The organism is Streptomyces gobiensis, from assembly GCF_021216675.1.
GTDB lineage: Bacteria > Actinomycetota > Actinomycetes > Streptomycetales > Streptomycetaceae > Streptomyces > Streptomyces gobiensis.
The window spans coordinates 4,718,374-4,741,245 of sequence record NZ_CP086120.1 but is presented as its reverse complement, the minus strand read 5'-3'; the positions used below and the strand labels follow the sequence as shown (position 1 = coordinate 4,741,245).

The following is a 22,872-nucleotide window of genomic DNA, read 5'->3' as shown; positions in this document are numbered from 1 at the left end:
CTCACCGGTCCGCCAATGGAGTCAGTACGGGCAGCTCCAGCCGTGACTGCCGGGCGGCGTCATGGAAGACGGACTGCTGGGCCAGTACCGCTTCGGTGCTCTTGCCGACGGGGCGGCCGGTGTTCAGATTGCGGTCAAGATGCGGGAAGTTGCTGCTGGTGACCAGCAGACGTATCCGGTGACCGGCTGCAAACCGCCACGCGGTGTGGCCGAGGTCAACGGTGCAGGACTCGGCCACCGACGGGGTCAGCAGCTTCTCAGCGTCAAAGCCCTCCCGGTACCGGGTGCGCAGCGCGCCGTCGCAGACCAGGACCGACCGGCCGTCCGGGAACACATCGGTGAGCTTGACCACCAGATCCGTGTCCAGGGCGCTGCTCGCGAACGACAGCGAGGCCGTGATGTGCCCTGCCGTCTCCACCGGTTCATCGAGGATCGGACCGGTGAAGACCAGGGTGTCGGCACGTTCTTCGAGGTGACGCTGGTTGAGCGGCCCGCCCACCAGCTCACCGAGGTTGAGCAGCCGGCCGCCGTGGCTGGGTGCGGGATCGTGTGGATCGTAGATATAGGTATCGGCCGGCTCATCGTCCTGCGGCGGGTCCATGGCGAGCCGGCCGCCCTCGCGCAGATACCAGAGCTGCGGGGACGCGGAGGCGGGCGGCCAGGAACGCGCGGTGCGCCACTCGTTGGCCCCCATCATGAAGTAGCGCACCGGCGCTTCCGGTTCTCCGGCTGGTTCCCCGGCGGACGACGCGCCCTTGAGATGGGTGCCGAAGAAGGCCAGCAGCTCGTCGGCCGTCTGCGCGTACTCGCTGGCGGCCCCCAGCCCGAAGTTCAGCTCGCCCTGGTACTGCGGCAGCACCGCCGAGTGCGTCCACGGGCCGACGATCAGCTGATGCCGGCCGGGCTCGCGCTCCGCCACTTCACCGAAGAGCGCGATCGTCGGCGAGCTGAAGACATCGAACCAGCCGGTGAGCGACAGCGTGGGGAGGTCGGTGTCCTGGGTACGGATGTGCGGCGCGGACTCCAGGCCGCCGTCCAGCACCTCGGTCATCGACACCGGGCAGCCCGGTGTGTCCAGGATGCGCTCCAGCGGAAGCAGCCGCAGCTGCTCATGCGGGGACTTGAGGAACCGGGCGATGGCCGAGAAGTCGCTCACCTGACCCGCCGCGAGCTGACGCTGCATCCAGTCCACGGCCATAAAGCCGAGCCAGCCGACGATATGCGACAGCCGCAGCGCGCCGCCGGTCGCCTGCCGGTCATATTCCGCGGAGGTGGCCATGGCGGGCGCTATCGCCTTCAGATGCGGCGGCCGCCGCATCGCACCGAGCCACTGCACAATCCCGAGATAGGAGGGGCCGGTCATCCCGACCTGGCCGTCACACCACTCCTGTCCGGCCACCCATTCGACCGTGTCGTAGGTGTCCAGCCCCTCGGTCTCCCACATCCGGGTGTGCCACTCGCCATCGGAGGCGAACCGCCCCCGGGTGTCCTGCACCACCGCGGCATAGCCGTGGCGGACACACCGCTCCGGGGACAGCGGCTCCAGCTTCATCGCTGACTTGTCGTACGGGGTGCGGAACAGGATCACCGGCCGTAGCTCACCGGGGGCACGCCAGACATCGGCCCGCAGCACCACACCGTCCCGCATCGGTATCTCCACATCGCGGTCGATGACGAAGCCGGTCGTCAAGGCGCACCTCCGGAAGGGGGATCGGCACGGGAAAGTCCGTTCACCGGCCACGCTAGGGAGCGGAGGGTCCCTCCCACATCGGCCGCCGGGTACCGGCTCTCAGCCCGAACGGGGACCGCTGGTACCTACATCGGTTGCGATAACCCTGAAGATTCGATAGGAGGGGAACCGAGCGATGTGCCCACACCCCCAACCGCTCGGCGGTGAACGTCATGGCATCGGAGACACGTACGCTCGAACTGTCCGGGACCCCTGTGCACTACTGGCTGGCGGGGCCGCCCAGCGGCCCGCTCGTCGTCTGCCTGCACGGCGCGTCCATGGATCATCACATGTTCGACGAGCAGGTACCCGCCCTCGCTCAGGAGGGGTACCAGGTCCTGACCGTGGACCTGCGCGGCCACGGCCAGTCAAAACCCATAGGACGCAGGCGCGACTACAATATGCCCGCCCTCGCCCAAGAGCTCCTGACCCTGCTCGACCGCATCGGGCACACCGAGAACGCCGACAACAAGGTGGTGCTGCTCGGCCAGTCCTTCGGCGGCTATGTGGCGCAGGAGTTCTGGTACGAATATCCGGAGCGGGTCCGCGCGATGGTCATCATCGGCGCGACCAGCCTGACCTATCCGCTGAGCCGTACGAACCGGATGGCACTGCGGCTCTCCCCCATGATCTTCGCTGTCTACCCCAATCGGCTGCGTGTCCGGCAGGCCGCCAAGGGCACCGCGGTACGGGAAGATGTCCAGCGGTACGCCGAGCGGGCCGGCGGGGAGCTGAGCAAGCGGGAGTTCGGCCGGGTGTGGCGGGCGGTCGCGCGGGGCCTGCGCAAGGATCCGGAGCGGCGTATCGACTGCCCGCTGCTGCTGACGCATGGCGGCCAGGATCAGGTCGGCGTCGTCGCCGCGGAAGCGCCGCGGTGGGCTGAGCGGGAGCCGTACTGCCGCTACGAGGTGATTCCGGAGGCGGGGCACAATGCGAACCAGGACAACGCGCAGCACTTCAACGAGGTGCTGCTGGCGTTCCTGCGTGACCACGTCCCCGCGCGTGGTGGGCCTGGCTAGAGCATTCCCCAACCCCGCCCCTTCCCGAAACCGGGGGCTCCGCCCCGGTCCCCCGGGTCCTCAATCGCCGGACGGGCTCGAAAATCGAGCCCGTCCTGGGGGCACCTCCCAGACGAAGTCTGGGGGAGATTGAGGACGAATTTCGGGAAGGGGCGGGGTTGGGGAACAAGCACGTGGGCTAGTGGATGCGGGGTGGGAAGCCGCCGCCGGCTACCTCCAGGACCGTGCCCGTCAGGTACTGGTTGGCCGCCACGTGCACCGCGGCAGCGGCGACCTCCTGCTCGGCGGCGAACCGGCGCAACGGCACCTGCTGCCGCAGCCGTTCCATGTACCGCGCGTGAGCGGGGTTACGCGCACACTTCTCCCGCAGCGCCGCCCCATCCACCACCCCGGGTGCGATCGCGACCGCGCGGATCCCGAACTCGCCGAGCTCCAGCGCCCAGCTCCGGGTCAAAGACACCACACCCGCCTTCGCCGCCGTGTACGCGGACTGGCCCCACGACCCCTGCCATGTGCTGCTCACAATGGGGATGAGCACCCCCCGGGTTCCGGTCCGGGCCATGCTGAGGGCGGCCGCACGACCGACCAGGAAGGTGCCGGTCAGACTGAGGTCGACCATGTCGCGCCACTCGCCCACATCATGTGCCGACCACTCCTCCGCCGCGTCCCGGGGCGGCCGCAGCAGCCGCCGGGACAGATTCCGGCCCGCCGCCATCACACAGACGCCCAGCTCGCCTCGGGGTGTCAGCTCACCGAAGAGCCGTTCGACGCTCTCCTGTGAGGTCACATCCACCCGCGCGGTGGACAACTTCAGCCCGCGCTCGGCGGCCTGAAGCCGGCAGCGCTCCAGCTGTGCACTGTCGCGTGCCGCGATGGTCGTCGGCCAGCCCTCGGTGGCGAGAGCCGATGCGATGGCTGCGCCAATTCCCCGGCTGCCGCCGACGACAAGCGCCTGACCCGTCGGGTTCATACGCTCTCACCGCCGGGGGCGGCCGTAGCTGAAGACCATCGCGCCCCAGCTGAAGCCCCGGCCGATGGCCATCGTCAGCACCCGGTCACCCCGGTCGATGGTGCCGTTGTGTACGTACTCGGAAAGGCAGCCGGGCACGCTGACGCTTGAAGTGTTCCCTCGACGCTCGATGTTGAGCAGCAGGCGCTTGTCGTCCCCCAGCCCGAGGCTGTCCCGTACATCGTTGATGAGGTTGATGTTCCCCTGGTGCGGGATGATCCAGTCGATGTCGGCCAGCCCGAGGCCAGCCCGGCGGAGCGCCCGGTGGGTCGCTTCGGTCAGCACTCCGGGCGCGATGTCGCTGACGACCTTGCCCTTCATCACCATCTTGTCCTGCTCATCGATGTCGAAGGCGTCATAGTGGGTGGCGTCGGAGTGCAGGGTCACGGCGTGCATGCCGCCCGGACCGGTGCCGCTGTCGTCGGCCCGCCAGACGCCCGCCGCCGCGCCGCCGCCGAACAGGACGGAGTTGCGGTAGGAGAAGTTCAGGATGGGCTTGGGGTTCTCGGCGCAGACGACGAGGACATTCCGGTGGCCCGCGGTGCTGATCAGACCCTGGGCGACCGCGCTGGCGTGCAGAAAGCCCGCGCAGGCGACTCCCATCACATCCAGGCACATGGCCTGCCGGGCCGCCAGCCGGTGCTGTACCGGAAGGGCCACATCCATGTAGTTGTTTCCGGGGCTGGTGGGATTGACCCGTGGCCGTGAGGTGGCGCTGGTGCCCAGGATGACGTCGATGTCCCCCGGCTCCAGACCGGCGTCGTCGAGGGCCCGGCGGGCGGCCCGTTCGGCCATGTCCACATGCCGTTCACCGTCCGGCGGCCAGTGCCGGGCGGAGACTCCGGTGTGACGCTGGATCCAGGCGTCATCGACGCCCAGCTCCGGTATCCGGGTGAAGTGGTCGTTGCCGACGGGTTCTCCGGGGAAGTCGTGGCCGATCCCGTCGAGCACCATCGGAACCGTGGACGGGCGCGGTGGTGTGAAGCCGTCCCGGGTGGGGGCGGAGGAAATGGTCACCGGTAGATCCCTTCGGGGTCGATTGAACGCAGCGCGGCCAGTTCCTCGTCCGTCGGCGGCGGTTCACGCAGCAGCGGGTCGGCGATATCGGCCTTCCACGCCGTGCGGTCCCGTACGGTCTCGGCAGGGCCGGCGGCCTCCGGTACGGAATACGGAGACCAGGTGGTGAGCGTGAAGGGGCCCGTACCCCCCGTACGTTCGAAGGAGCCGAACTCGGCTACCACACGGCTCACATGGTGGCCGGGGCTGGTGATGAAGCCGACGGCCTCGGGGTAGCGCCGGGGGGAGGCGGGTGCCACAACGACCGTATCCAGATGGCTGGCCACATCGTTGGCGCCGCCCGAGCCCACCAGGAAACCGCCCCGGGCGGTACGGCTGGTGTTGATCCGGCCCTGCTGGTCGATCTGAGCGGCCGACAGCACCCCGAGCGTACGGCCGCCGCCCCCCGCGACCAGGCCACCAAGGACCTCCCAGGTACCGGCATGCTCCCGGCAGCGGAGCACATGCCGCTGGGAGAAGAGGAAGCTGTCCCCGGCCTCCGGGGTGAAGTCGACCATCCCGAGCTCATTCACCACCTGAAGCTCAACTCCGTCGCCGTGCAGGGTCCGGGCGGCCAGCCAGCTGGCCAGGTGGGAGATGCCGATACCGGCCAGCACCGAGCCGTAGCCCTGCTGGACAACCGTGCGGGCGATCGTCCTGGCCGCCATCACGATGTGGTGCTCACGTTCGCTCGGTGGCGCGGGCGGAGCAGTTACGGCAACGCCCTGCGGACACCGCAGCTCCGCCGTGAGCCCGGCCAGCCGGGCCTCGCCCAACTGGGCCAGATACCCGGTGTGACCGCCGGTCCCGGTCACCCAGCGCTGGAACCACCGCTCGGTGTCCTCCTGGCGCGCACAGGCGTCGGCGAGATCGGCCAGAAACGCATAGTCGTCCAGATAGCCCGCCACGCCGGCGCTGGGCATCGGGGTCAGGCCCTGCGGGTGCGCGCCGAACGGGCAGGGGGCCACCGCCAGCACCCGTTCGGCCGGGATGGAGCAGACCGCACCGGCCGGTGGCCCGTCGCACACCCGTTCCACCGTGGCCAGCACCCCGCGCCGGGCGGCCATCGCACCCCACCAGCCCTCCCCCACCGGCCCGGCGAGATACAGGTTTCCCCTCCTGTCCGCGCAGTGTGCGTGAAGCAGCGTCACATCCGGACGCAGTGCGGGGAGCACAGCGGCGGGCAGCGTTCCCTCCCCGGCACCCGCTTCCCCGGCACCCGACTCTGCGCCGCCTGACGGCACGGTCTCCAGCGGTGGATGTCCCTGGGGCAGGGAGGAACCGATCAGCGAGGTGCTGAGCGCCGCCGGGGCACCCGTGGCCCCGGCCATCAGCCGTTGCAGCAGGGACAGCAGGCTCCACTCCTCCACCGGGAACGGATCACCGGCGGGCAGCCCGGCGTACAGCCGATTGGGCCGGGACGTGGGCACGGTGTCACCGGCGAAGGCGATGACCGCGCGCTCGATCACACCGGCCATGGTCAGCGCGTGCACCCCGGCGTGCAGGGCGTTCACGCTGATCTCGAACCTGCCGACGCCGCCGAAGACCCGGGCGAGCGCCAGGGTGAGCGCGCCCGGCCGGGACATCGTGGAGGCGATATGCACCCGCATACCGGGCGTCAGATGCCGTCGGCACAGCTCGTCGGGATCGCTGAGAAACCGGTCGGCCGTCATGCCGCGGCCTCCAGCACCAGCGCCGAGCTCTGACTGCCGATGGCGAAGGCCAGCGACATCGCCAGCCGCAGCTCGGCGGGGCGCGCGCCCTCGGTGACATGGTCGTGGTCGCACTCCGACTCCATGGCCTCGCAGTTGATCGTCGGGGCCAGACAGCGCTCATGGAGCATCAGCGCGAGCGCCGCGCAGTTCAGCAGTCCGGCGGCGCCCAGCAGATGGCCGAATACGGGCTTGATGGAGCCCAGCGGCGGCCAGTCGCTCCGGTGGGGTCCATAGACGTGGCTCAGCGCACGGCTCTCGGCCAGGTCGTTGTAGCGGGTCGCCGTTCCATGGCCGCAGATGTAGTCCAGCTCCCCGACACTGGAGCCCATGGCGTCCATGGTCTGCGTCATCAACTGGGCGGTGCTGCGTCCCGACAGATCCATCCGCGTGGCGTGCGCGGCCTCGCTGACGCTGTGGCACGCGCGGAGCGTCGCGTAGGCCCGGGCCCGGCGGGCCGTGGCGTGAGTGCTCCGCTCGAGTACGGCGACGACGGCGCCCTCGCCGAGTGCGAAGCCGTCCCGGTTGATGTCATAGGGCTTGATGGCGCGCTTGGGGTTGGTGTCCCGGGACAGCACGCCGGTGCCGGGGGCCGAGTAGACCTGGAGTACCTCCGGGACGATGGGCAGCTCATGGCCGACGACGAACATCACATCGGCCGCTCCGCGCTGGATCTCCTGGGCGGCGATGCCGAGCGCCTGGTGTCCGCCGACGCACGCGTTGCTGATCGTGGAGACAAGTCCCTGGGCGTCCAGCCGGATAGCGCTGAGCGACGCCGGGGTCCCGGCGAGCGAGGCGAAGACGCCCTGGGCCGACGACACCGGGGGGCAGCCGGGTTCGTAGACCATGCCGGAGGCGGTCTGGGACCACCATTCGACCGGTCCTCTGGCGCTGGAGGCGACGACGCCGGTGCGTGCGGGTTCGAGGGCGTCGCCGCCCTCGAACCCGGCGTCCCGGAAGGCGTTCTGTACCGCCGACAGGACGATAAGGATCTCGCGGCTGTACCGCTTGGCGAAGTTGTCCGGCAGGTCCGGCAGATACGGCGTGTGGTTGAAGTCCGTCAGCCGTCCTCCGCTCTGGATTCCCGTCCGCCCCGAGATGACCGGCGGCAGGGTGCTCAACTGGGACTCGCCCTCGCGTAAGTGACGCCACACCTGCTCGGGTGTATCAGCGCCTGGCAGTACGAAGCCGAGGCCGGTGATGACCACGCCCTCGAACGCGGTACCGGCCACGCGGTCGGTGCGCGACATGAGGCCTCCTCTGGCACGATCGATGCTCGCTGGGTGCTCGCTGTCCTACGTTCCGGGCTCCTCAACAGCACATCTCTTCGCGGCCAGTTCAGCCAGGTGCGGCAAGTACCCATCAGGGCACGGCTGCGGGACCTCCGGTACCGCCAGCCGGTCCCCGGAACGGCCACAGAAACGTCATGCGCGCTCTCTTGACAGTCGGTTCTCCAGCCACCAGCTTGAATAAACATTCATTCATTTCAGTGAGGCGGGACACATGAGTGGAACGGGAGTTGTCATCGCCGGTGCCGGGATCACCCGCCATGGCTTCTTCGCCGCGCGCGACTGGAAGGATCTGGTGGTCGAGTCGGCGTACGCGGCGCTCGGGGACGCCGGGGTCGCTCCCGGGGAGGTGAGCGGCGGGTTTGTCTCGGTGTCGCTGCCGGAAACCTGCGAGCAGCAGAATCTGGGCGCCATCGCCGCCGATGAACTCGGCCTTGCCCCGGCCCCGTTCAGCCAGGTCGGCGCGGCTTGTGCGGGAGGCACGGTGGCGCTGCGCAACGGAGTGGCGGCGGTGGCCTCCGGACTGTCCAGGGCCGTGCTGGTGATCGGTGTGGAGAAGGTGTCCGACAGCACCTCCACGGCCGACTCGATGCTGCACTACCCGGATGCCGAGTACGAGGCACCGGCCGGGTTTGACTATGTGGACATCATGGCGCTGATGCACGACCGCTATGTACGCAAGTACGGGGCGTCGCATGAGGCGATAGCCCAGTGGGTCGTGCAGGACCGCTGGTACGCCCAGCGCAACAGGAAAGCCATCGACTACGGGCGCCCGGATCTCACGGTAGCCGGGGTGCTGAGCAGCCCGATGGTGTCCACCCCGATCACCCGGGCCAGCTGCGGACGGGCCTGTGACGGGTCCTCGGCTGTTCTGCTGATGCGGGCCGGGGACGCCCCCAGCGACTGCCAGCCGGTCGAGATCGCGGGCATCGCCCAGGCCACCGCCCCCAATGTGCTCGCCGCCAAGTTCGGCCACCCCGGTGCCGCTGGAGCCGATATCGCCGAGGCGGTGCCCACCACGGCGGCCGCCAGGGACGCCTACGCCCAGGCGGGAGTCGAGCCGCACCACATTGACGTGGCCCAAGTGCACGACTGCTTCAGCGTGATGGGACCGCTGCATCTGGAGGGCCTGGGGATCTTTCCGCCGGGCAAGGCCGCCGCGGCGGTGGCCGACGGGGAGACCGCGCTGCAGGGCCGCTGCCCCGCCAACACCGATGGCGGCCGGATCGGCTTCGGCCATCCCACCGGGGCGACGGGTATCAGCGTCGCCGTGGAGTCGGCGGTACAGCTGCGCGGCCGTGGCGGCAACCGCCAGGTGGCCGATGTGGACATCGCGGTCTGCCAGTCCATGGGCGGCTCCAACGCCACCAGCGCCGTCGCGGTACTGCGCCGCGCCCGCTGACCCCCGTATCGCGAGGAGTGAACGCACGATGTGGTCCCCCACCGAACCGCGCTACCGGATCGCGACCGCGACCCCGGCCAAGGCATGGCGCTCTCGCTCCGGCCGCTACCGGCTGACCGGCAACCGATGTGACCCCTGCGAACTCACCTTCTTCCCCGGACGGCGGGTCTGCCCCCAGTGCCACTCCAGGGCCCTCACCGAGACGGCGATGGCGCCATACGGCCGGGTGGTGAGCATCGCCGAAGACCACACCCCGCTGATCGGCCACACCGGGCGCCGCAGCCGGCCGTTCGCGATCGTGGCGCTGGAGAACGGTCCCGCCGTGCTCACCGAGCTCGTCGATGTCGATGTCGAGGGAGAGGGCCATGTCGATGTCGAGGTGACCGAAGGGATGGCGGTCGAGCTGGTCGTCCGCAAATGGCGCCGGGAGGCATCCGGCCCCTACCAGTACGGCTACAAGTTCCGGCCCCGGAGGGCGATATGAACGGCCGTGTATCCGACGCCACAGCCAGTACAGCCAGTTCAGCCAGTACAGCCGACGCGGGCATCTCCGGGATCGGCGTCGCGCTGCCCACCGGGCGGCTGGCGGTCGAGGAGATCCACCAGGTGTGGGGCAACCAGCCACTGGAGGTCGTACACCGTCAGGGGCTGACCCACCGCAGCGTATGCGACCCGGACGGTGACGCGGTGACGCTGGCGGCCGAGGCCGCCCGGCTCGCCCTGGACAGCGCCGACTGCGCTCCGCCAGGTGCGGTGTTCTTCGGCTCGCAGACCGGGCCGTATCTGACCAAGGCCAGCGCGGCGCTGCTGGTGGACATGGCGGGGCTGCCACCGTCCACCTTCGCCACCGATGTGCAGTTCTCCGGCAAGTCCGGGACGGCCGCGCTGCTGTGTGCGCTGGCCTGGGTACGGGCGGGCCTGGCCCCCTCGGCCCTGGCTGTGGGCGCGGACACCCTGGGGCCGCATATCGCGCCCGGTGATCCGCAGGAGTACACCGCCGGTTCGGGGGCCGCCGCCGTGGTCATCACCCGCGAGGCGGCGCTGGCCACAGTGGACGCCACCGCGTCGGCGACCTCCGACACCAATGACGGCTTCCGCGCCGACGGAGAGCGCCATATCCGCACCGGCGGCACGGTGATGACGGCCACCGGGATCGGGCTGATGGCCCACTGCACCAGCGCCTGGGAGGGACTGGACAGCACACCGGAACAGCTCCGCTTCCTCATCGGCCCACAGCCGGACGCGGTCACCCCCGCCCGGCTCGCCCAGCGGCTCGGACTGCCCAAGGAGCGGGCCACAGCCTGTGTGGTCGCGCAGGGCATCGGCGATGTGGGGGCGGCGGCGCCGCTGATCGGGCTGGCCCGGGCGCTGGAGCTGGCCGACCCCGGGGACCGGCTCGCGGTGGTCTCGTACGGCTGCGGCGCGGGCAGCGACGCGCTGCTGCTGACCGTGCGGCGCCCGGCCACCGGCACGGGGCTCGCCGGAGCGCTCACCGTTCAGCGGCAGCTGAGCTACGCGACGGCCGCCCGCTATGAACGCCATTTCCAAGGTCTGGAACGACTGGTGGGGAGCTACGAATGAGCGAGCTGTGCAAGGGTCGTACGGCACTGGTCACCGGCGCGGGCCGGGGCATCGGCGCGGCCATCGCCGGGCGGCTGGCGGCCGAGGGCGCGACCGTCGCCGTCAATGACATCGATCAGGAAGCGGCCGAACGTACCGCGGGCGAGGTCGGCGGGCTGGCCGTGGCGGCCAATGTCGCCGACCACGACAAGGCCAGCGGGGTGGTGGACCGGGTCGAAAAGGAGCTGGGCGGGCTCGACATCCTGGTGAACAACGCCGGGATCGGCTACCGGGGGCCGCTGGCGGAACACACCCCGAAGATCTGGAACCGGGTGCTGGCGGTCAATCTCAGCGCGCCCTTCTTCCTGGCCCAGCGCGCCGCACCGCTGCTGGCGCGGAACGAGGGCGCGGTGGTCAATCTCTGCTCGGTAGCGATGATGGGCATCTCCGGACAGGTCGCCTACGACGTCTCCAAGGGGGGCCTGGCCACGCTCACCCGTTCGCTCGCGGTCGAGCTGGGCCGGGCCGGGGTACGCGCCAACGCCGTATGCCCGGGCTTTATCGACACACCCATGCTGGAACAGGCGAAAGATCTGGTGGAGATCGGCGCGAGGCATGTCCGCACGCAGCCGATCAGGCGCCTGGGCACACCGGAGGAGGTGGCCGCGGCCGTCAGCTGGCTGGCGTCCACGGAAGCGAGCTACATCACCGGCCAGTGTCTGTTCGTGGACGGCGGATGGGTGCGGTCATGATCGAGATACTGGCGCCGGACGATCCCCGGGTGCCCGGTCCGGAGTCCTGCACGGTGGGCGGGCTGCTCGCCGCCCGGGCAACGGCGCATCCGGACCGGGTGTTCGCCCAGTTCGCCGATGGCAACTACTGGACGTACCGGGAGACCTATCAGCGCGCGGTGGCCGCCGCGGCCGCGCTGGCCGCCCATGGAGTGCGGCCCGGTGACCGGGTGGTGTCCTGGCTGCCGAACGGCCCGGAGGCACTGCTGGCCTGGTTCGGCACCAACCTCGCGGGAGCCACCTACACGCCGGTCAACACCGCCTACCGGGGCGGGCTTCTGGAGCATGTGCTGACCAACTCCGGTGCCTCGGTGGTGATCGCGCACCCTCAGCTGACCCCCCGACTGGCCGATGCCGAACTGCGCGGAGTGCGCCCCACCGTTCTCCACCCGGCCGAACTCAAGGCCACACCAGGCAACTTCAAGCCGGTCGAAGCAGCGCCCTGGGATGCCTTGGGGATCATCTACACCTCCGGCACGACCGGCCCCTCCAAGGGCGTGCTGCTGAGCTATGTCCACCACTACTCAACCGCCGTCGCCGCCTTCGCCGACCGGATCAGCGAAGGGGAGCGCTATCTCGTCCAGCTTCCGCTCTTCCATGTGGGCGGAACCATCGGGGTGTACGCGATGCTGCTGTTCGGCGGCTCGGTGACGGTCGTGGACTCCTTCACCACCGAGGAGTTCTGGGACGTCATCCGCACTCACCAGATCACCAGCTGCACGCTGCTCGGCGTCATGGCGACCTTTCTGCTCAAACAGCCCGGGTCGGCGGGGGATACCGATCATCCGCTGAGATGGGTCTGGCTGGTCCCGCTGGGTGATGACACCGGGGCGCTCACCGACCGCTTCGGCATCGATGTCTACACGATGTACAACATGACCGAGGTGTCCTGCCCGGTCATCTCCGAACGCAACCCCAAGGCGGCCGGTGTCTGCGGCCGGCCCCGCCCCGGCGTCCAGCTGCGGGTGGTTGACGCGCATGACCGGGAGGTCGGCCCGGGCGAGGTGGGCGAGCTGATCGTGCGCACCGACCGTCCCTGGGCCCTGTGCCACGGCTACCACGCGATGCCGGAGGCGACCGCCGAGTCCTGGCGTAACGGCTGGTTCCACACCGGGGACGCGGTACGGCAGGACAGCGAGGGCAATGTCTTCTTCATCGACCGGATGAAGGACGCGATCCGCCGGCGCGGCGAGAACATCTCCTCCTTTGAGGTCGAGACCGAGGCGGTGGCCCACCCCTCGGTGCGGGAGGCCGCCGCGGTGGCCGTGCCGAGCGAGCACGGCGAGGACGAGGTGCTGCTGGTCGTCTCGCCCGTACCCGGCACCGTCATCGACCCCGGTGAACTGGTCGGGTTCCTGATCCCACGGATGGCCCATTTCATGGTGCCCCGCTATATCCGGGTGCTCGACGAACTGCCCAAGACCCCCACCGCCAAGGTGCGCAAGCACCTGCTGCGCGAGGAGGGCGCCGTCGCCGGGACATGGGACCGGCACAGCGCCGGGATCGAGATCAAACGCGAAACCCTCGACGAAACGCCGGAGAGGAGCCGTCGCTCATGAGCACCCCCGAAGTCCCTCAGCAGGGCGTACGCAGGGAGACCATCGAACGCGATGTGGACACTCCCATGCGCGACGGGGCCATCCTGCGCGCGGACGTCTGGCGGCCCGCCGGTAACCGTCCCGCCCCCGCGCTGATCTATCGCGCCCCCTATGACAAACGCCGGATCACAGCCCTGGATGTGCTGCCCGCCGCGGACGCGGTGGCCGCTGGCTACGCGGTGGTCCTCCAGGACACCCGGGGCCGTTTCTCCTCCGGGGGAACCTGGCAGCCCATCATGTGGGACCAAGAGGCCCTGGACACCTACGACACCGTCGAATGGACCGCCGCCCAGCCCTGGTGCGACGGCAACGTCGGCATGGTGGGGCCGTCATATCTCGGGATCGTGCAGTGGGTCGGCGCCATGCGACAGCCCCCGCATCTGCGCGCCATCGCCCCGGCGATGTGCACGGTCGGCGGCTATGACGACCAGGCCAGCGGTGGCGCGATCCGCCTCGACCATCTGGTCGGCTGGCTGGTGATGATGGCCGCCGACTGGCTGCAACGCCGCTTTACGGCCGGTAAACCACCGGCGCAGCAGACCGTGGCGGCGATCGCGGAGTACGCGCACAGTCCCCGGCGTGCGATGGAGCAGCTGCCGCTGGCGGACATCCTGCATCTTCCGGACTTCCCCCTGCCGCTGCGCGATGTGCTGTCCGGCAAGGCCGAGATGAAACCGGCCTGCCGGCTCGACGCGGTGCGGGTGCCCACCCTGTCGGTGAGCGGCTGGTACGACGTCTACAGTGCGGCCACCATCGGGCTCTATCAGGATATGACGGCCCGCTCCAGCAGCAACCATCTCGTCATGGGCCCCTGGGCGCATCTGGGCTCGCTGCTCCCCGTACAGGGCGAGCTGAACTTCGGGCTGATCTCGGGCGCGCGCTACGGCGGGCTCGCGCAGCGGCATCTGGCGTTCTTCGACCGCTATGTGCGGGGCATCGAGCGGGATACGCCGCCAGTGCAGTACTTCCTGATGGGTGCTGGAGAGTGGCGTACGGCGTCGAGCTGGCCGCCGCCTGAGGTCCAGCCCCAGCAGTGGTATCTCCGGGACGGCGGCACGCTCTCCAGCCAGCCGCCGGAGCGGGAGGAGCCGCCCGCCCGCTATCGCTACGACCCGGCCGACCCCGTGCCGAGCCATGGCGGGCGGCTGCTCAACCTGGGCGATCTGGTGCCCGGTCCGCTGGCGCAGAACCATCTGGAGCAGCGCTCAGATGTCCTCAGCTACACCTCTGATGTGCTGCCGGTGGCCCTCGATCTGGTAGGCCCGGCACGGCTGCGGCTGTACGCCGAAAGCAGCGCGCCGGACACCGACTTCGCCGCCAAGCTCATCGATGTCTTCCCGGACGGCCGCGCGGTGCTCATCTGCGACGGCATCCTGCGGGCCCGGTATCGCGAGGGCGTGGGCAGTGAACGGCCGCTGCGGCCCGGGAGGGTGTACGAGCTCGACATCGACCTGGGGCACACCGCCTGGCGGCTCGCCCCCGGACACCGGCTACAGGCCCATGTGACCAGCAGCAACTTCCCCCAGTTCGACCGGAACCTCAACACCGACGGCCCGATCGGAGAGGAGAGCGACCCAGCGGTCGCCGAGCAGACCATCCACCACGGAACGGAGCGGCCCTCACGGCTTGAACTCACCGTGCTACCAGCCCAGACCCAGCCCCAGACCCGGACCCACGCCTGAAAGGCAGGACCGCATGACGGATGTGCTCCACCGCGAGCTACGGGACGGCGTGGCGACGCTGACCCTCAACCGGCCGGGCCAGCGCAACGCCCTCGACCGCGAGCTCTCCGAACAGCTACTCGCCGCGCTGGTCCGGGCGGCGGCCGATCCGGCGGTGCGCTGTGTGGTGATCACCGGGTCCGGCGGGGCGTTCTGCGCGGGCGACGACCTGGCGGCGGTCTCGGAGTTCCTGGACGGCGTACGGACGAACACACCGGCCGACGCGGTCACCGGTGACGGGCACTATCTACGGATCTGCGAAGCCATCGTGACCTGCCCCAAGCCGGTGATCGCCGGGATCGACGGCGCCGCGGCCGGAGCGGGCACCGAGATCGCCTGCGCGGCCGACTACCGCCTGGCCTCCGACCGGGCGAAGATCGGCAGCTGTCTGGTCCAGGTCGGTCATCTCGGGAACGCGGTCATGCTGCCCAGGGTCGTGGGACCGGCCCGGGCCACTGAGATGTTCCTGACCGGCCGGCTGGTCGGCGCCGCGGAGGCGGAGCGTACCGGTCTGGTGCACCAGGTGGTGCCCGCTGAGCGGTTCAGCGCGGAGCTGAGCGGGCTGGCGGCCCGGCTGGCCAGCGGGCCGACCAAATCCATCGGTTACTACAAGGAGCTGCGGGAGGCGGCCTGGGGACAGCCGGTGCTGTATGGCCTGCGTCTTCAGGACATCTTCCATGTGCGCTCACACACCGAGATCAAGGACGCGTCGGAAGGCCCCCGGGCCTTCCTCGAAGGGAGACCCCCACAGTTCGCCGGGCATTGACGCCGCCCGGCCCCCTATGAAGGAGAGCCGCACGTGTCTCATCCATTCCCCCCACTCACCAGCCGGTTCAGATTCATCCCACGGCTGGTGTGCGTCATCGGATTCACCATGGTCGCCATCCTGAGCGCTCCACTGGCCCAGGCCGACCCCCGGAACGACATCGCCAAGGCCAAGGAGCTCGCCGACCCCATGCTGGCCGGAGCCAACGACTGGGATTGCAAACCGAGCGCGGAGCACCCCAAACCCGTAGTGCTGGTGCACGGTCTCTTCCTGCGCGCCGCGATCAACTGGTCCTATGTATCCCCACGGCTCAGCAGCGCCGGGTTCTGCGTCTTCGCGCTCAACTACGGGATGTCGGGCGGCGGTCTGCCCGGCACCTCGCTGATGCAGGTTTCCGCGAAGGAGCTCAAGACCTTCGTCACCGGCGTGAAGGCCGCGACCGGTGCCGCGAAAGTGGACCTCTTGGGGCACAGCCAGGGCGGGCTGATGCCACGGTGGTATCTGCGCTTCGAGGACGGCGCGCGGGACGTCGACAACTTCGTGGCGCTCGCGGCGCCCAATCACGGCAGCAGCAGGAACCTCTTCGCACTGCTGCCACCGGAGCTGGGAGATGTGATCTGCCGCTCGTGCTACCAGTTCAGCGAAGGCTCGGAGTTCCTTACCGAGCTCAACCACGGACGGGAGATCGAGTCCGGCGTCAGCTACACCACCATCAACACCCGTTGGGACCAGGCGGTCGTGCCGTACACCAGCGGCTATCTGAACGGCGCGAGCACCTCGATCACCAATGTCCGGCTGCAGGACGCCTGTCCGGACAACCGCAGCGGTCATGCCGGGATCGGCTACGACCGGGTCATGTTCCAGTGGGCGCTGGACGCCCTGGCACGAACCGGCCCCGCGAACCCTGGCCTTGAGCCTCGCTGCTGACCCTCGACAGCTGCTGACTCTCAACAAATGGACGAACACTCAGAGGAGATTCCTCCGATGCCTCCTGCTCCCGCCCGCTTCGCTGGAGAGGTGGCGCTGGTGACCGGGGCCGCGCGCGGTATTGGCGCGGCCACGGCCCACCGGCTCGCCGCCGAAGGCGCAACGGTCATCGTGAACGATCTGCCCGGTGGCGGAGCCGAAAAGCTCTGCGCGGAGTGGCGGACGGAAGGTCTCACCGCGTACGCCGAGCCAGCGGATGTCACCGATGCCGCCCAGGTGACGGAGATGTTCGACCACCTCGAAGCACGGTTCGGCGGAGTTGAACTGCTGGTCAACAACGCTGGCATCGTCTGCCGGGAGCCGCTGCCCGACTTCTCCGACGCGACCTGGGCGCGGACGCTGGACACCAATCTGACCAGCGCCTATCTCTGCCTCAAACGGTTCGCGCAGGGACGTATCGAGCGAGGCAGGCCCGGCGCGGTCGTCAATGTCTCTTCGCTGTCCTACAAGGGCATGACCCAGCAGATCGCTTATGTGGCGAGCAAGGGCGGCGTGGTCTCACTGACCCGCGGAGCGGCCCTGGACCTCGCCCGGCATGGCATCCAGGTCAACTGTGTCGCCCCCGGAATGGTCGAAACCCGGCTGACCGCCGAGCCGGGCAAGGACGACGTCCCGCTGCGTATGGCCATGCTCCGGCAGATCCCACTGCGCCGGTACGCCGAGCCGGAGGAGATCGCGGGCGCGATCTCCTTCCTCCTCTCCGACGACGCCTCGTACATCACCGGAGAAACCCTCCATGTCTCCGGCGGCGCACGCCTCTGACACAGAAGCACGCCTCTAGCAAGAAGAGAGACCACCATGGAACTGTCACGTCGCGACCTCCTGTGGCACACGGGCCGGCTGGGACTGGCCGCCGGAGTGGGTCTGGGCGCGCTTCCGGCCCTGACCGCCTGCGGCGGCACCGGCTCCGGAAGCACCCCAGGAGACGCCGAACAGGCCAAGCTCGGCTGGATCCAGCCGAAGACCGGCCCGCTCGCCGCCGCCTATATACCCGCCTACGCCGGAGCCCGGCTGGCCCTCAAGGAGATCAACAAAGCGGGCGGGCTGCTCGGCGAGCCCGTCAAGCTGCTGGAAGAGGACGACGAGGGCTCGCCAGGCACCCAGCCGACCGTCGCCCAGCGGCTGCTGCGCCGTGGCCCGCAGATGGTGCTGGGCCCCACCGGCAGCTCCCAGGCCGTGGCATCGGCTGCCGCGCTGAAGCGCGGCTCCGTGCTCCAGTCCGCCTGGGGCGGGGCCGATACGCTCGGCGACGGCACTCGCTTCCCGTACCACTACCAGCTGGTCTTCAACACCAGGCTCCAGGCTACGGCCGCGGCCCGGTATCTCTATGAGGTACGCGAGGTACGCAAGATCGGGCTCCTCATCGAGAACTCGGAGTTCGGTGAGTCCATCCGCAAGGCCTTTGTGAACATGCTGAAGGACACCTACCAGGCCAAGCCCGTCTCCATCCAGGTGTTCAGCCCGGACGCACCCGACCTCACCCCGTTCATCAAGAAGCTGGACCGGTCCGGTGCCGAGGCGGTCGGGCTGTTCAGCGGGCAGCCGCAGACCACGGCGCTCTCCCTGCAGGCCATGGCCAACACCGGCTTCGCACCGATGATCGTCTCCCATGACCTCAACTACGTCGAAGCGTATGACCCCATACCCAAGAAGCTCCTGGAGCGCTTCTACGGCACTACCTACGCCTCCCTCAGCTACCCCAGGGGCGGTGCGCCGACCACCGGCCCCGCGGTGGAGTACGCCAAGAAGATCCTGGCCGAACCGACCACCGGCGAGCTGCCGTTCACCGCGGCGGTGGCCCCGTACTACGACTTTCTGACCCTGCTGGCCGAAATCGTCACGGAGCAGGGAACCCTTGACCCGGCACAGCTCAAGACCGCCTTCGATCAGGTGAAGGGCTACCAGGGCGCCCGGTCGAAGCTCTCCTTCACGCCGGAGGACCACAACGGCATCGGCGCCGAGGGCATCGCCATCGGGACGCTGCTCTCGGCCAAGGACAAGGCGTCGATGGGCGGGATCTTCCGTGAACTCGCGCCGGGCAGCCAGGCATGATCAACGACATTCTGCTGCCCGGCCTGGTCTTCGGCAGCCTGTACGGGCTGGTCGCGGTGGGGCTCAATGTGCTCTACCGGCCGACCCATGTGCTCAACTTCGCCCAGGGCGACCTGATCATGCTGGGTGCGATGTTCATGGCGGTGATCTCCGTCGGCACCGCGCTCCCCTGGCCGCTCGCCGCGATCGCCGTGGCGGTGACCGTGGCCACGGTCGCCCTGATCGAAGAACGGGTGGCCGTGGCGCCGGTACTGCGGCGGGCCGTCCATGGCGTGGGCTGGGTCATCACCACACTGGCCTTCTCGCTCATCCTCAACCAGCTCGTCGGCAAGCTGTGGACCGACCAGCCGCGCATGGTCGCACCCCCCGGCCCCCTGTCACTGCGCACCCACACGGTGGCCGGGGTGCAGTTCAGCAGCTATCAACTGGCCGTCATCCTGGCTGCCCTGGGCGTGGTCATCGCCCTGGAGCTGCACTCCCGCACCCGCACGGGCTGTGCGATACGGGCCGTGGCCGCCGACCGGGACGCCGCCCGGCTGCGCGGCATCGACCCGGACCGGCTGAGCCGCCGGGCCTTTCTGCTCGGCGGCGCGCTGGCGGGACTGACCGGCGTACTGGCGGCGCCGCTCATCCTGGCCTCGGTGACCATGGGCTTCGGGCTGCTCGTCAAGGGCTTCTTCGCGGCGGTTGTCGGCGGAATCGGCGACTACCGGGGCGCGCTGCTGGCGGGCTGGATTGTCGGCCTCATCGAGGCGGCGGGGGCCAGCTATGTATCACCGGGGGCGCAGACGGCCGTACTGTTCGCCGTCACCCTGGTCATCCTGATGATCCGGCCCGCCGGACTACGACAGAGCGGGGTGCTGCACCGTGTCTGACCGTGCCTTGCGCCCCCTGCGCGCCCTCTTCCTGCTGGCGGCGCTCGCACCGGTGGCCGCGCTCCCCCTGCTCACTGACGACCCCTATGTCATCCATCTCGCCACGGTCGTCGGCATCTACACCATCGTCGCCATGGGGCTGAACGTCCTCTTCGGCTACACCGGCCAGGTATCGCTCGGCCACGGTGCGCTGGTGGCGGTCGGTGCCTATACGACGGCCGTGCTCACCGTCGAGCACGGCTGGACGTTCTGGACGGCCGCCCCGCTGGCGACGGCGGCGGCCACCCTGATGGGCGGGCTGATGGCGCTGCCCGCGCTGCGGCTGTCCTCCTGGCATCTGGCGCTGGTCACCATCGCCTTCGCCATGGTGGTGAATGGGCTGCTGACCGAGTTGCAGGGCCTCACGGGCGGGTTTGCCGGCATCCTCGGCATCCCGCGGCCCGAGCGAGGCGGCGCCGAGTTCACCGATGGCGAACTCTACTGGCTGGTGGTCGCCCTGGCCGTACTCCTCACCGTCCTGACCAGAAACCTTCTCCGGTCCCGGACCGGCCGCGCGCTCACCGGCGTACGTGACGCCCCCGATGCCGCCCGCGCAGCGGGCGCCGCGGTGGTCCAGCTCAAGATCTTCGCCTTCTGTCTGAGCGCCGCGCTGGCTGGTCTCGGCGGTGCGCTGCTGGCCGCTTCACGCGGAATCGTGACCCCCGACGACTTCCCCATCGACTTCTCCCTCTTCTTCCTCCTGGTCGTCATCATCGGCGGTGCGGGACGGCTGAGCGGACCGGTCATCGGCACCCTGGCCTTCTTCGTCATCCCGGAGCTGCTGGGCGGGCTGGCGCAGTGGCGGGTGCTCATCTACGCCGTCGCCCTGCTGGTGCTGATCATCTACGCCCCGCACGGCATCGCCGGCGCCTGGGCCAGGCACTGGCCCACCCTCTACGCCAGGCTGCCGCCCGGCCCCTGGCGCCGTACTCCGCCAGCCGCAGCGGCAACCCGGCCCCGCCCCCTGGCCAGCCACCCGGACGGCGGTCTGGAGCTGCGCACCAGGGACCTTCAACGCTCCTTCGGCGGCATCCACGCACTGCGCGGCATCCAGCTGACGGCCGCCCCCGGCACCATCCACGCGGTGGTCGGCCCCAATGGCTCCGGCAAGACCACCCTGCTCAACACCATGACCGGGCTGGTGCGCCCGGACCACGGCCATGTGCTGCTGAACGGCACCGAGATCACCCGCCGCGCCACCGAGCACATCGCCCGGCACGGTGTGGGCCGTACCTTCCAGACCCCGCAACTGCTCCCCGGGCTCAGCGCGGTGGAGAACGTGCTGCTCGGCGCCTACGCCCGGGAACGGGCCAGCGGCATCGAGCACGCCCTCGCCCTGCCCAGGGCCCGGCGCGAGAGCCGGGCCCTGCGGGAGGAGGCGCTTGGCTATCTGGCCTTTGTGGGCCTGGCCGACTACGCGGACGTACCGGCCGGTGTGCTGCCACATGGTCGGCAGCGGCTGCTGGAGATCGCCCGGGCGCTGATGGCCCACCCCCGGCTGCTTCTCATGGACGAACCAGCCGCCGGCCTCTCGCACATCGAGCTTGAGGCACTGGACCAGCTGCTCCGCGAGATCAGAACCCGGGACATCACGGTGGTGCTCGTCGAGCACCACATCGAGCTGGTGACCAACGTCGCCGACCGGGTTACCGTGCTCGACGCCGGCGCCGTCCTGGTGTCGGCCGAACCCACCACGGCCCTCCGGGACGACCGGGTACTCGACGCATATCTGGGGCGATCATGCGAAACACCACTCCGCTCCTGCGACTGACCGGCCTGCACTCCGGCTACGGCCCAGTCCCAGTAGTCCACGACGTAAGCCTTACCGTGCACCAGGGCGAGATCTGCGCCCTGGTAGGCGCCAACGGCGCGGGCAAGTCCACCCTGCTGAGCACCGTCTCGGGCCTGCTCAAGCCCACCGCGGGCACCGTCGCGTTCAACGGCGCCGACCTCACCGGCGCCCGAGCCGAGACGATCAGCGCCCGGGGCCTGATCCAGATCCCCGAGGGGCGCCGTGTCTTCCGCGGCCTCACGGTGCGCGAAAACCTCGACCTGGGCCTGTGGCAGCGGAAGTTGACGGCCACCGAGGAACGCGAACGCCTCGACTGGGTGCTCTCCCTCTTCCCCTTCCTGGCGCAACGTCTTGGCGCCCGGGCCGAGGTGCTCAGCGGCGGTGAACAGCAGATGATGGTGATCGGTCAGGCGCTGATGGGCCAGCCCCGGATGCTCCTCATCGACGAACCCTCCATCGGTCTGGCCCCGGTCGTCATCGACAGGGTCTTCGCAACCCTGCGCGAGCTGCGCGATCAAGGACTCACCCTGCTTCTCGTCGACCAAGTCGTCGAACGCACCCTGGAACTGGCCGACCGCGCCTTCATTATGCAAGCGGGCCGGATCATCGCCGACGGGCCCGCCGCGCAGCTGCGCGACGGGCCCCAGCTCCGGCAGGCCTATCTGGGCACCCTCGCGACCACCGACTGAACCTCGGCGGGCGTAACACCGGCCGCCTGCAGCGCGAGGACACCGTACTGCGTCGCGATGTCCTCCGCGCTGAGCCGCCCTTCCGGACGGAACCAGAGCCCGGCGTTGATACACAGATCGAGAATCGCCTTGGCGGTAACCGGGATATCCGCCGGCCGGCCATCCGGCAGAAAAATACGGAAGATCTCTTTCTCCCGCCCCTTCTCCAGCACCCGCTCAAATCCCCGCCGGACGCGGCGTTCACTCTCCAGCATCTCATTCGCCTGTGCGGCCGGCAGATGCTGCACCTCCGAGCGACTGACGATCGCCTCCATGCGGTACATGGTGCAGAATACGGTTACCGCCTGCGCGGCTTCCCAGAGCTGCGCAGGCGGATCACCGCCACCACGTCCCAGCGCCGCGGACAGCTGCTCCTCCAGTTCGGCGTGATTCCGAGAGGCGATCGAATAGAGAAGTTCCTCTTTTGAGCGGAAGTGGTTGTACATCGCCCCTGGGGTCATCCCCAGCGCGGAGAGGATCTCCCGGACGCTGGTCTTGGTGTACCCCTGCCGGTAGAACAGCTCAGCGGCCACCACTTCAAGCCGTCTCCGCGTACTCTGCCCGGACGGCGAGGCGTAGATTTCCCCGGTCGCAATGGCCATGAAGTGAACCCCGGTCTTCGAGTCGGCCGCCCCGCAGCGCCGCGAATGCGGTATATGACTGTTCAGCACCACCATACAAGGCCGACCGCCCCCCACGATGAGTACCGTGGGTACCTGGCTCCTCATGCGGCTCCGCCGCATGGCG

20 protein-coding genes are annotated in these 22,872 nt (G+C 69.4%); 14 read left to right on the top strand and 6 right to left on the bottom strand.

Features of this window, described 5'->3' with window-relative positions:
• Window position 1: 1 nt before the first annotated feature.
• On the bottom strand, window positions 2-1,690 hold the full coding sequence (locus tag test1122_RS22055; protein WP_232270898.1) for a CocE/NonD family hydrolase: 1,689 nt from the start codon (window positions 1,688-1,690) through the stop codon (window positions 2-4).
• A 212-nt stretch (window positions 1,691-1,902) separates the two neighbouring features.
• Between test1122_RS22055 and test1122_RS22050 the strand changes: the two genes are divergently transcribed.
• Window positions 1,903-2,748: an alpha/beta fold hydrolase gene (locus test1122_RS22050; RefSeq protein WP_232270897.1), complete on the top strand. Its 846-nt coding sequence runs from the start codon at window positions 1,903-1,905 to the stop codon at window positions 2,746-2,748.
• A gap of 178 nt (window positions 2,749-2,926) precedes the next feature.
• Here test1122_RS22050 and test1122_RS22045 read toward each other — a convergent pair whose 3' ends face one another.
• From test1122_RS22045 to test1122_RS22030, 4 genes are read right to left on the bottom strand one after another with little or no spacing between them, the layout of a single operon-like run.
• Complete coding sequence (locus test1122_RS22045; RefSeq protein WP_232270896.1) at window positions 2,927-3,718, bottom strand: SDR family NAD(P)-dependent oxidoreductase; 792 nt, start codon at window positions 3,716-3,718, stop codon at window positions 2,927-2,929.
• A 6-nt stretch (window positions 3,719-3,724) separates the two neighbouring features.
• A complete protein-coding gene (locus tag test1122_RS22040; RefSeq protein ID WP_232270895.1) occupies window positions 3,725-4,774 on the bottom strand; it encodes a 3-oxoacyl-ACP synthase III family protein in 1,050 nt (349 codons plus the stop codon).
• A complete protein-coding gene (locus test1122_RS22035; protein WP_232270894.1) occupies window positions 4,771-6,486 on the bottom strand; it encodes a CoA-transferase in 1,716 nt (571 codons plus the stop codon). Before test1122_RS22035 ends, test1122_RS22040 begins: the two co-directional genes overlap by 4 nt.
• Entirely contained in the window at window positions 6,483-7,775 is a 1,293-nt protein-coding gene (locus tag test1122_RS22030; protein ID WP_232270893.1) for a beta-ketoacyl-[acyl-carrier-protein] synthase family protein, read from the bottom strand. Before test1122_RS22030 ends, test1122_RS22035 begins: the two co-directional genes overlap by 4 nt.
• Window positions 7,776-8,028: 253 nt before the next feature.
• Here test1122_RS22030 and test1122_RS22025 point away from each other — a divergent pair, with 253 nt between their 5' ends.
• Genes test1122_RS22025 through test1122_RS21965 form a run of 13 tightly spaced genes read left to right on the top strand, consistent with a single transcriptional unit; the run spans window position 8,029 to window position 22,086 of the window.
• A complete protein-coding gene (locus test1122_RS22025; protein ID WP_232270892.1) occupies window positions 8,029-9,216 on the top strand; it encodes a thiolase family protein in 1,188 nt (395 codons plus the stop codon).
• Between the two features lie 28 nt (window positions 9,217-9,244).
• The gene (locus test1122_RS22020) at window positions 9,245-9,700 is read left to right on the top strand and encodes a Zn-ribbon domain-containing OB-fold protein (protein ID WP_232270891.1); all 456 of its coding nucleotides are present in this window, start codon (window positions 9,245-9,247) and stop codon (window positions 9,698-9,700) included.
• A complete protein-coding gene (locus tag test1122_RS22015; RefSeq protein WP_232270890.1) occupies window positions 9,697-10,797 on the top strand; it encodes a hydroxymethylglutaryl-CoA synthase in 1,101 nt (366 codons plus the stop codon). The genes test1122_RS22020 and test1122_RS22015 overlap by 4 nt, the downstream gene beginning before the upstream one ends.
• Complete coding sequence (locus test1122_RS22010; RefSeq protein ID WP_232270889.1) at window positions 10,794-11,528, top strand: SDR family NAD(P)-dependent oxidoreductase; 735 nt, start codon at window positions 10,794-10,796, stop codon at window positions 11,526-11,528. The genes test1122_RS22015 and test1122_RS22010 overlap by 4 nt, the downstream gene beginning before the upstream one ends.
• Window positions 11,525-13,126, top strand: a complete 1,602-nt coding sequence (locus test1122_RS22005) for an AMP-binding protein (protein WP_232270888.1) — start codon at window positions 11,525-11,527, stop codon at window positions 13,124-13,126. Before test1122_RS22010 ends, test1122_RS22005 begins: the two co-directional genes overlap by 4 nt.
• Window positions 13,123-14,847, top strand: coding sequence for a CocE/NonD family hydrolase (locus tag test1122_RS22000; protein WP_232270887.1), 1,725 nt, complete (start codon window positions 13,123-13,125; stop codon window positions 14,845-14,847). Before test1122_RS22005 ends, test1122_RS22000 begins: the two co-directional genes overlap by 4 nt.
• Before the next feature lie 13 nt (window positions 14,848-14,860).
• Window positions 14,861-15,652, top strand: coding sequence for an enoyl-CoA hydratase/isomerase family protein (locus tag test1122_RS21995; protein ID WP_232270886.1), 792 nt, complete (start codon window positions 14,861-14,863; stop codon window positions 15,650-15,652).
• Window positions 15,653-15,685: 33 nt separating this feature from the next.
• On the top strand, window positions 15,686-16,579 hold the full coding sequence (locus test1122_RS21990) for an esterase/lipase family protein (RefSeq protein ID WP_232270885.1): 894 nt from the start codon (window positions 15,686-15,688) through the stop codon (window positions 16,577-16,579).
• 57 nt (window positions 16,580-16,636) lie between these two features.
• A complete protein-coding gene (locus tag test1122_RS21985; protein WP_232270884.1) occupies window positions 16,637-17,401 on the top strand; it encodes an SDR family NAD(P)-dependent oxidoreductase in 765 nt (254 codons plus the stop codon).
• 36 nt (window positions 17,402-17,437) lie between these two features.
• On the top strand, window positions 17,438-18,691 hold the full coding sequence (locus test1122_RS21980; RefSeq protein WP_232270883.1) for an ABC transporter substrate-binding protein: 1,254 nt from the start codon (window positions 17,438-17,440) through the stop codon (window positions 18,689-18,691).
• A complete protein-coding gene (locus test1122_RS21975) occupies window positions 18,688-19,566 on the top strand; it encodes a branched-chain amino acid ABC transporter permease (protein WP_232270882.1) in 879 nt (292 codons plus the stop codon). The genes test1122_RS21980 and test1122_RS21975 overlap by 4 nt, the downstream gene beginning before the upstream one ends.
• Entirely contained in the window at window positions 19,559-21,376 is a 1,818-nt protein-coding gene (locus test1122_RS21970; RefSeq protein ID WP_232270881.1) for a branched-chain amino acid ABC transporter ATP-binding protein/permease, read from the top strand. Before test1122_RS21975 ends, test1122_RS21970 begins: the two co-directional genes overlap by 8 nt.
• Window positions 21,346-22,086 (top strand): ABC transporter ATP-binding protein, encoded by a 741-nt coding sequence (locus test1122_RS21965; RefSeq protein ID WP_232270880.1) that lies wholly within the window; start codon window positions 21,346-21,348, stop codon window positions 22,084-22,086. The genes test1122_RS21970 and test1122_RS21965 overlap by 31 nt, the downstream gene beginning before the upstream one ends.
• Here the strand turns inward: test1122_RS21965 and test1122_RS21960 are convergent.
• A complete protein-coding gene (locus tag test1122_RS21960; RefSeq protein WP_232270879.1) occupies window positions 22,056-22,802 on the bottom strand; it encodes a TetR/AcrR family transcriptional regulator in 747 nt (248 codons plus the stop codon). The genes test1122_RS21965 and test1122_RS21960 overlap by 31 nt on opposite strands.
• Window positions 22,803-22,872 lie beyond the last annotated feature (70 nt).

What these genes read in the sequence shown, in the direction of transcription:
- test1122_RS21975 (WP_232270882.1), top strand. Translation starts at nt 18,688, where the DNA reads ATGATCAACGACATTCTGCTGCCCGGCCTGGTCTTCGGCAGCCTGTAC.
- test1122_RS22035 (WP_232270894.1), bottom strand. Translation starts at nt 6,486, where the DNA reads ATGACGGCCGACCGGTTTCTCAGCGATCCCGACGAGCTGTGCCGACGG.
- test1122_RS21985 (WP_232270884.1), top strand. Translation starts at nt 16,637, where the DNA reads ATGCCTCCTGCTCCCGCCCGCTTCGCTGGAGAGGTGGCGCTGGTGACC.
- test1122_RS21965 (WP_232270880.1), top strand. Translation starts at nt 21,346, where the DNA reads ATGCGAAACACCACTCCGCTCCTGCGACTGACCGGCCTGCACTCCGGC.
- test1122_RS22050 (WP_232270897.1), top strand. Translation starts at nt 1,903, where the DNA reads ATGGCATCGGAGACACGTACGCTCGAACTGTCCGGGACCCCTGTGCAC.
- test1122_RS22000 (WP_232270887.1), top strand. Translation starts at nt 13,123, where the DNA reads ATGAGCACCCCCGAAGTCCCTCAGCAGGGCGTACGCAGGGAGACCATC.
- test1122_RS22045 (WP_232270896.1), bottom strand. Translation starts at nt 3,718, where the DNA reads ATGAACCCGACGGGTCAGGCGCTTGTCGTCGGCGGCAGCCGGGGAATT.
- test1122_RS22030 (WP_232270893.1), bottom strand. Translation starts at nt 7,775, where the DNA reads ATGTCGCGCACCGACCGCGTGGCCGGTACCGCGTTCGAGGGCGTGGTC.
- test1122_RS21995 (WP_232270886.1), top strand. Translation starts at nt 14,861, where the DNA reads ATGACGGATGTGCTCCACCGCGAGCTACGGGACGGCGTGGCGACGCTG.
- test1122_RS22025 (WP_232270892.1), top strand. Translation starts at nt 8,029, where the DNA reads ATGAGTGGAACGGGAGTTGTCATCGCCGGTGCCGGGATCACCCGCCAT.
- test1122_RS22005 (WP_232270888.1), top strand. Translation starts at nt 11,525, where the DNA reads ATGATCGAGATACTGGCGCCGGACGATCCCCGGGTGCCCGGTCCGGAG.
- test1122_RS21980 (WP_232270883.1), top strand. Translation starts at nt 17,438, where the DNA reads ATGGAACTGTCACGTCGCGACCTCCTGTGGCACACGGGCCGGCTGGGA.
- test1122_RS22010 (WP_232270889.1), top strand. Translation starts at nt 10,794, where the DNA reads ATGAGCGAGCTGTGCAAGGGTCGTACGGCACTGGTCACCGGCGCGGGC.
- test1122_RS22015 (WP_232270890.1), top strand. Translation starts at nt 9,697, where the DNA reads ATGAACGGCCGTGTATCCGACGCCACAGCCAGTACAGCCAGTTCAGCC.
- test1122_RS21960 (WP_232270879.1), bottom strand. Translation starts at nt 22,802, where the DNA reads ATGGTGGTGCTGAACAGTCATATACCGCATTCGCGGCGCTGCGGGGCG.
- test1122_RS22020 (WP_232270891.1), top strand. Translation starts at nt 9,245, where the DNA reads ATGTGGTCCCCCACCGAACCGCGCTACCGGATCGCGACCGCGACCCCG.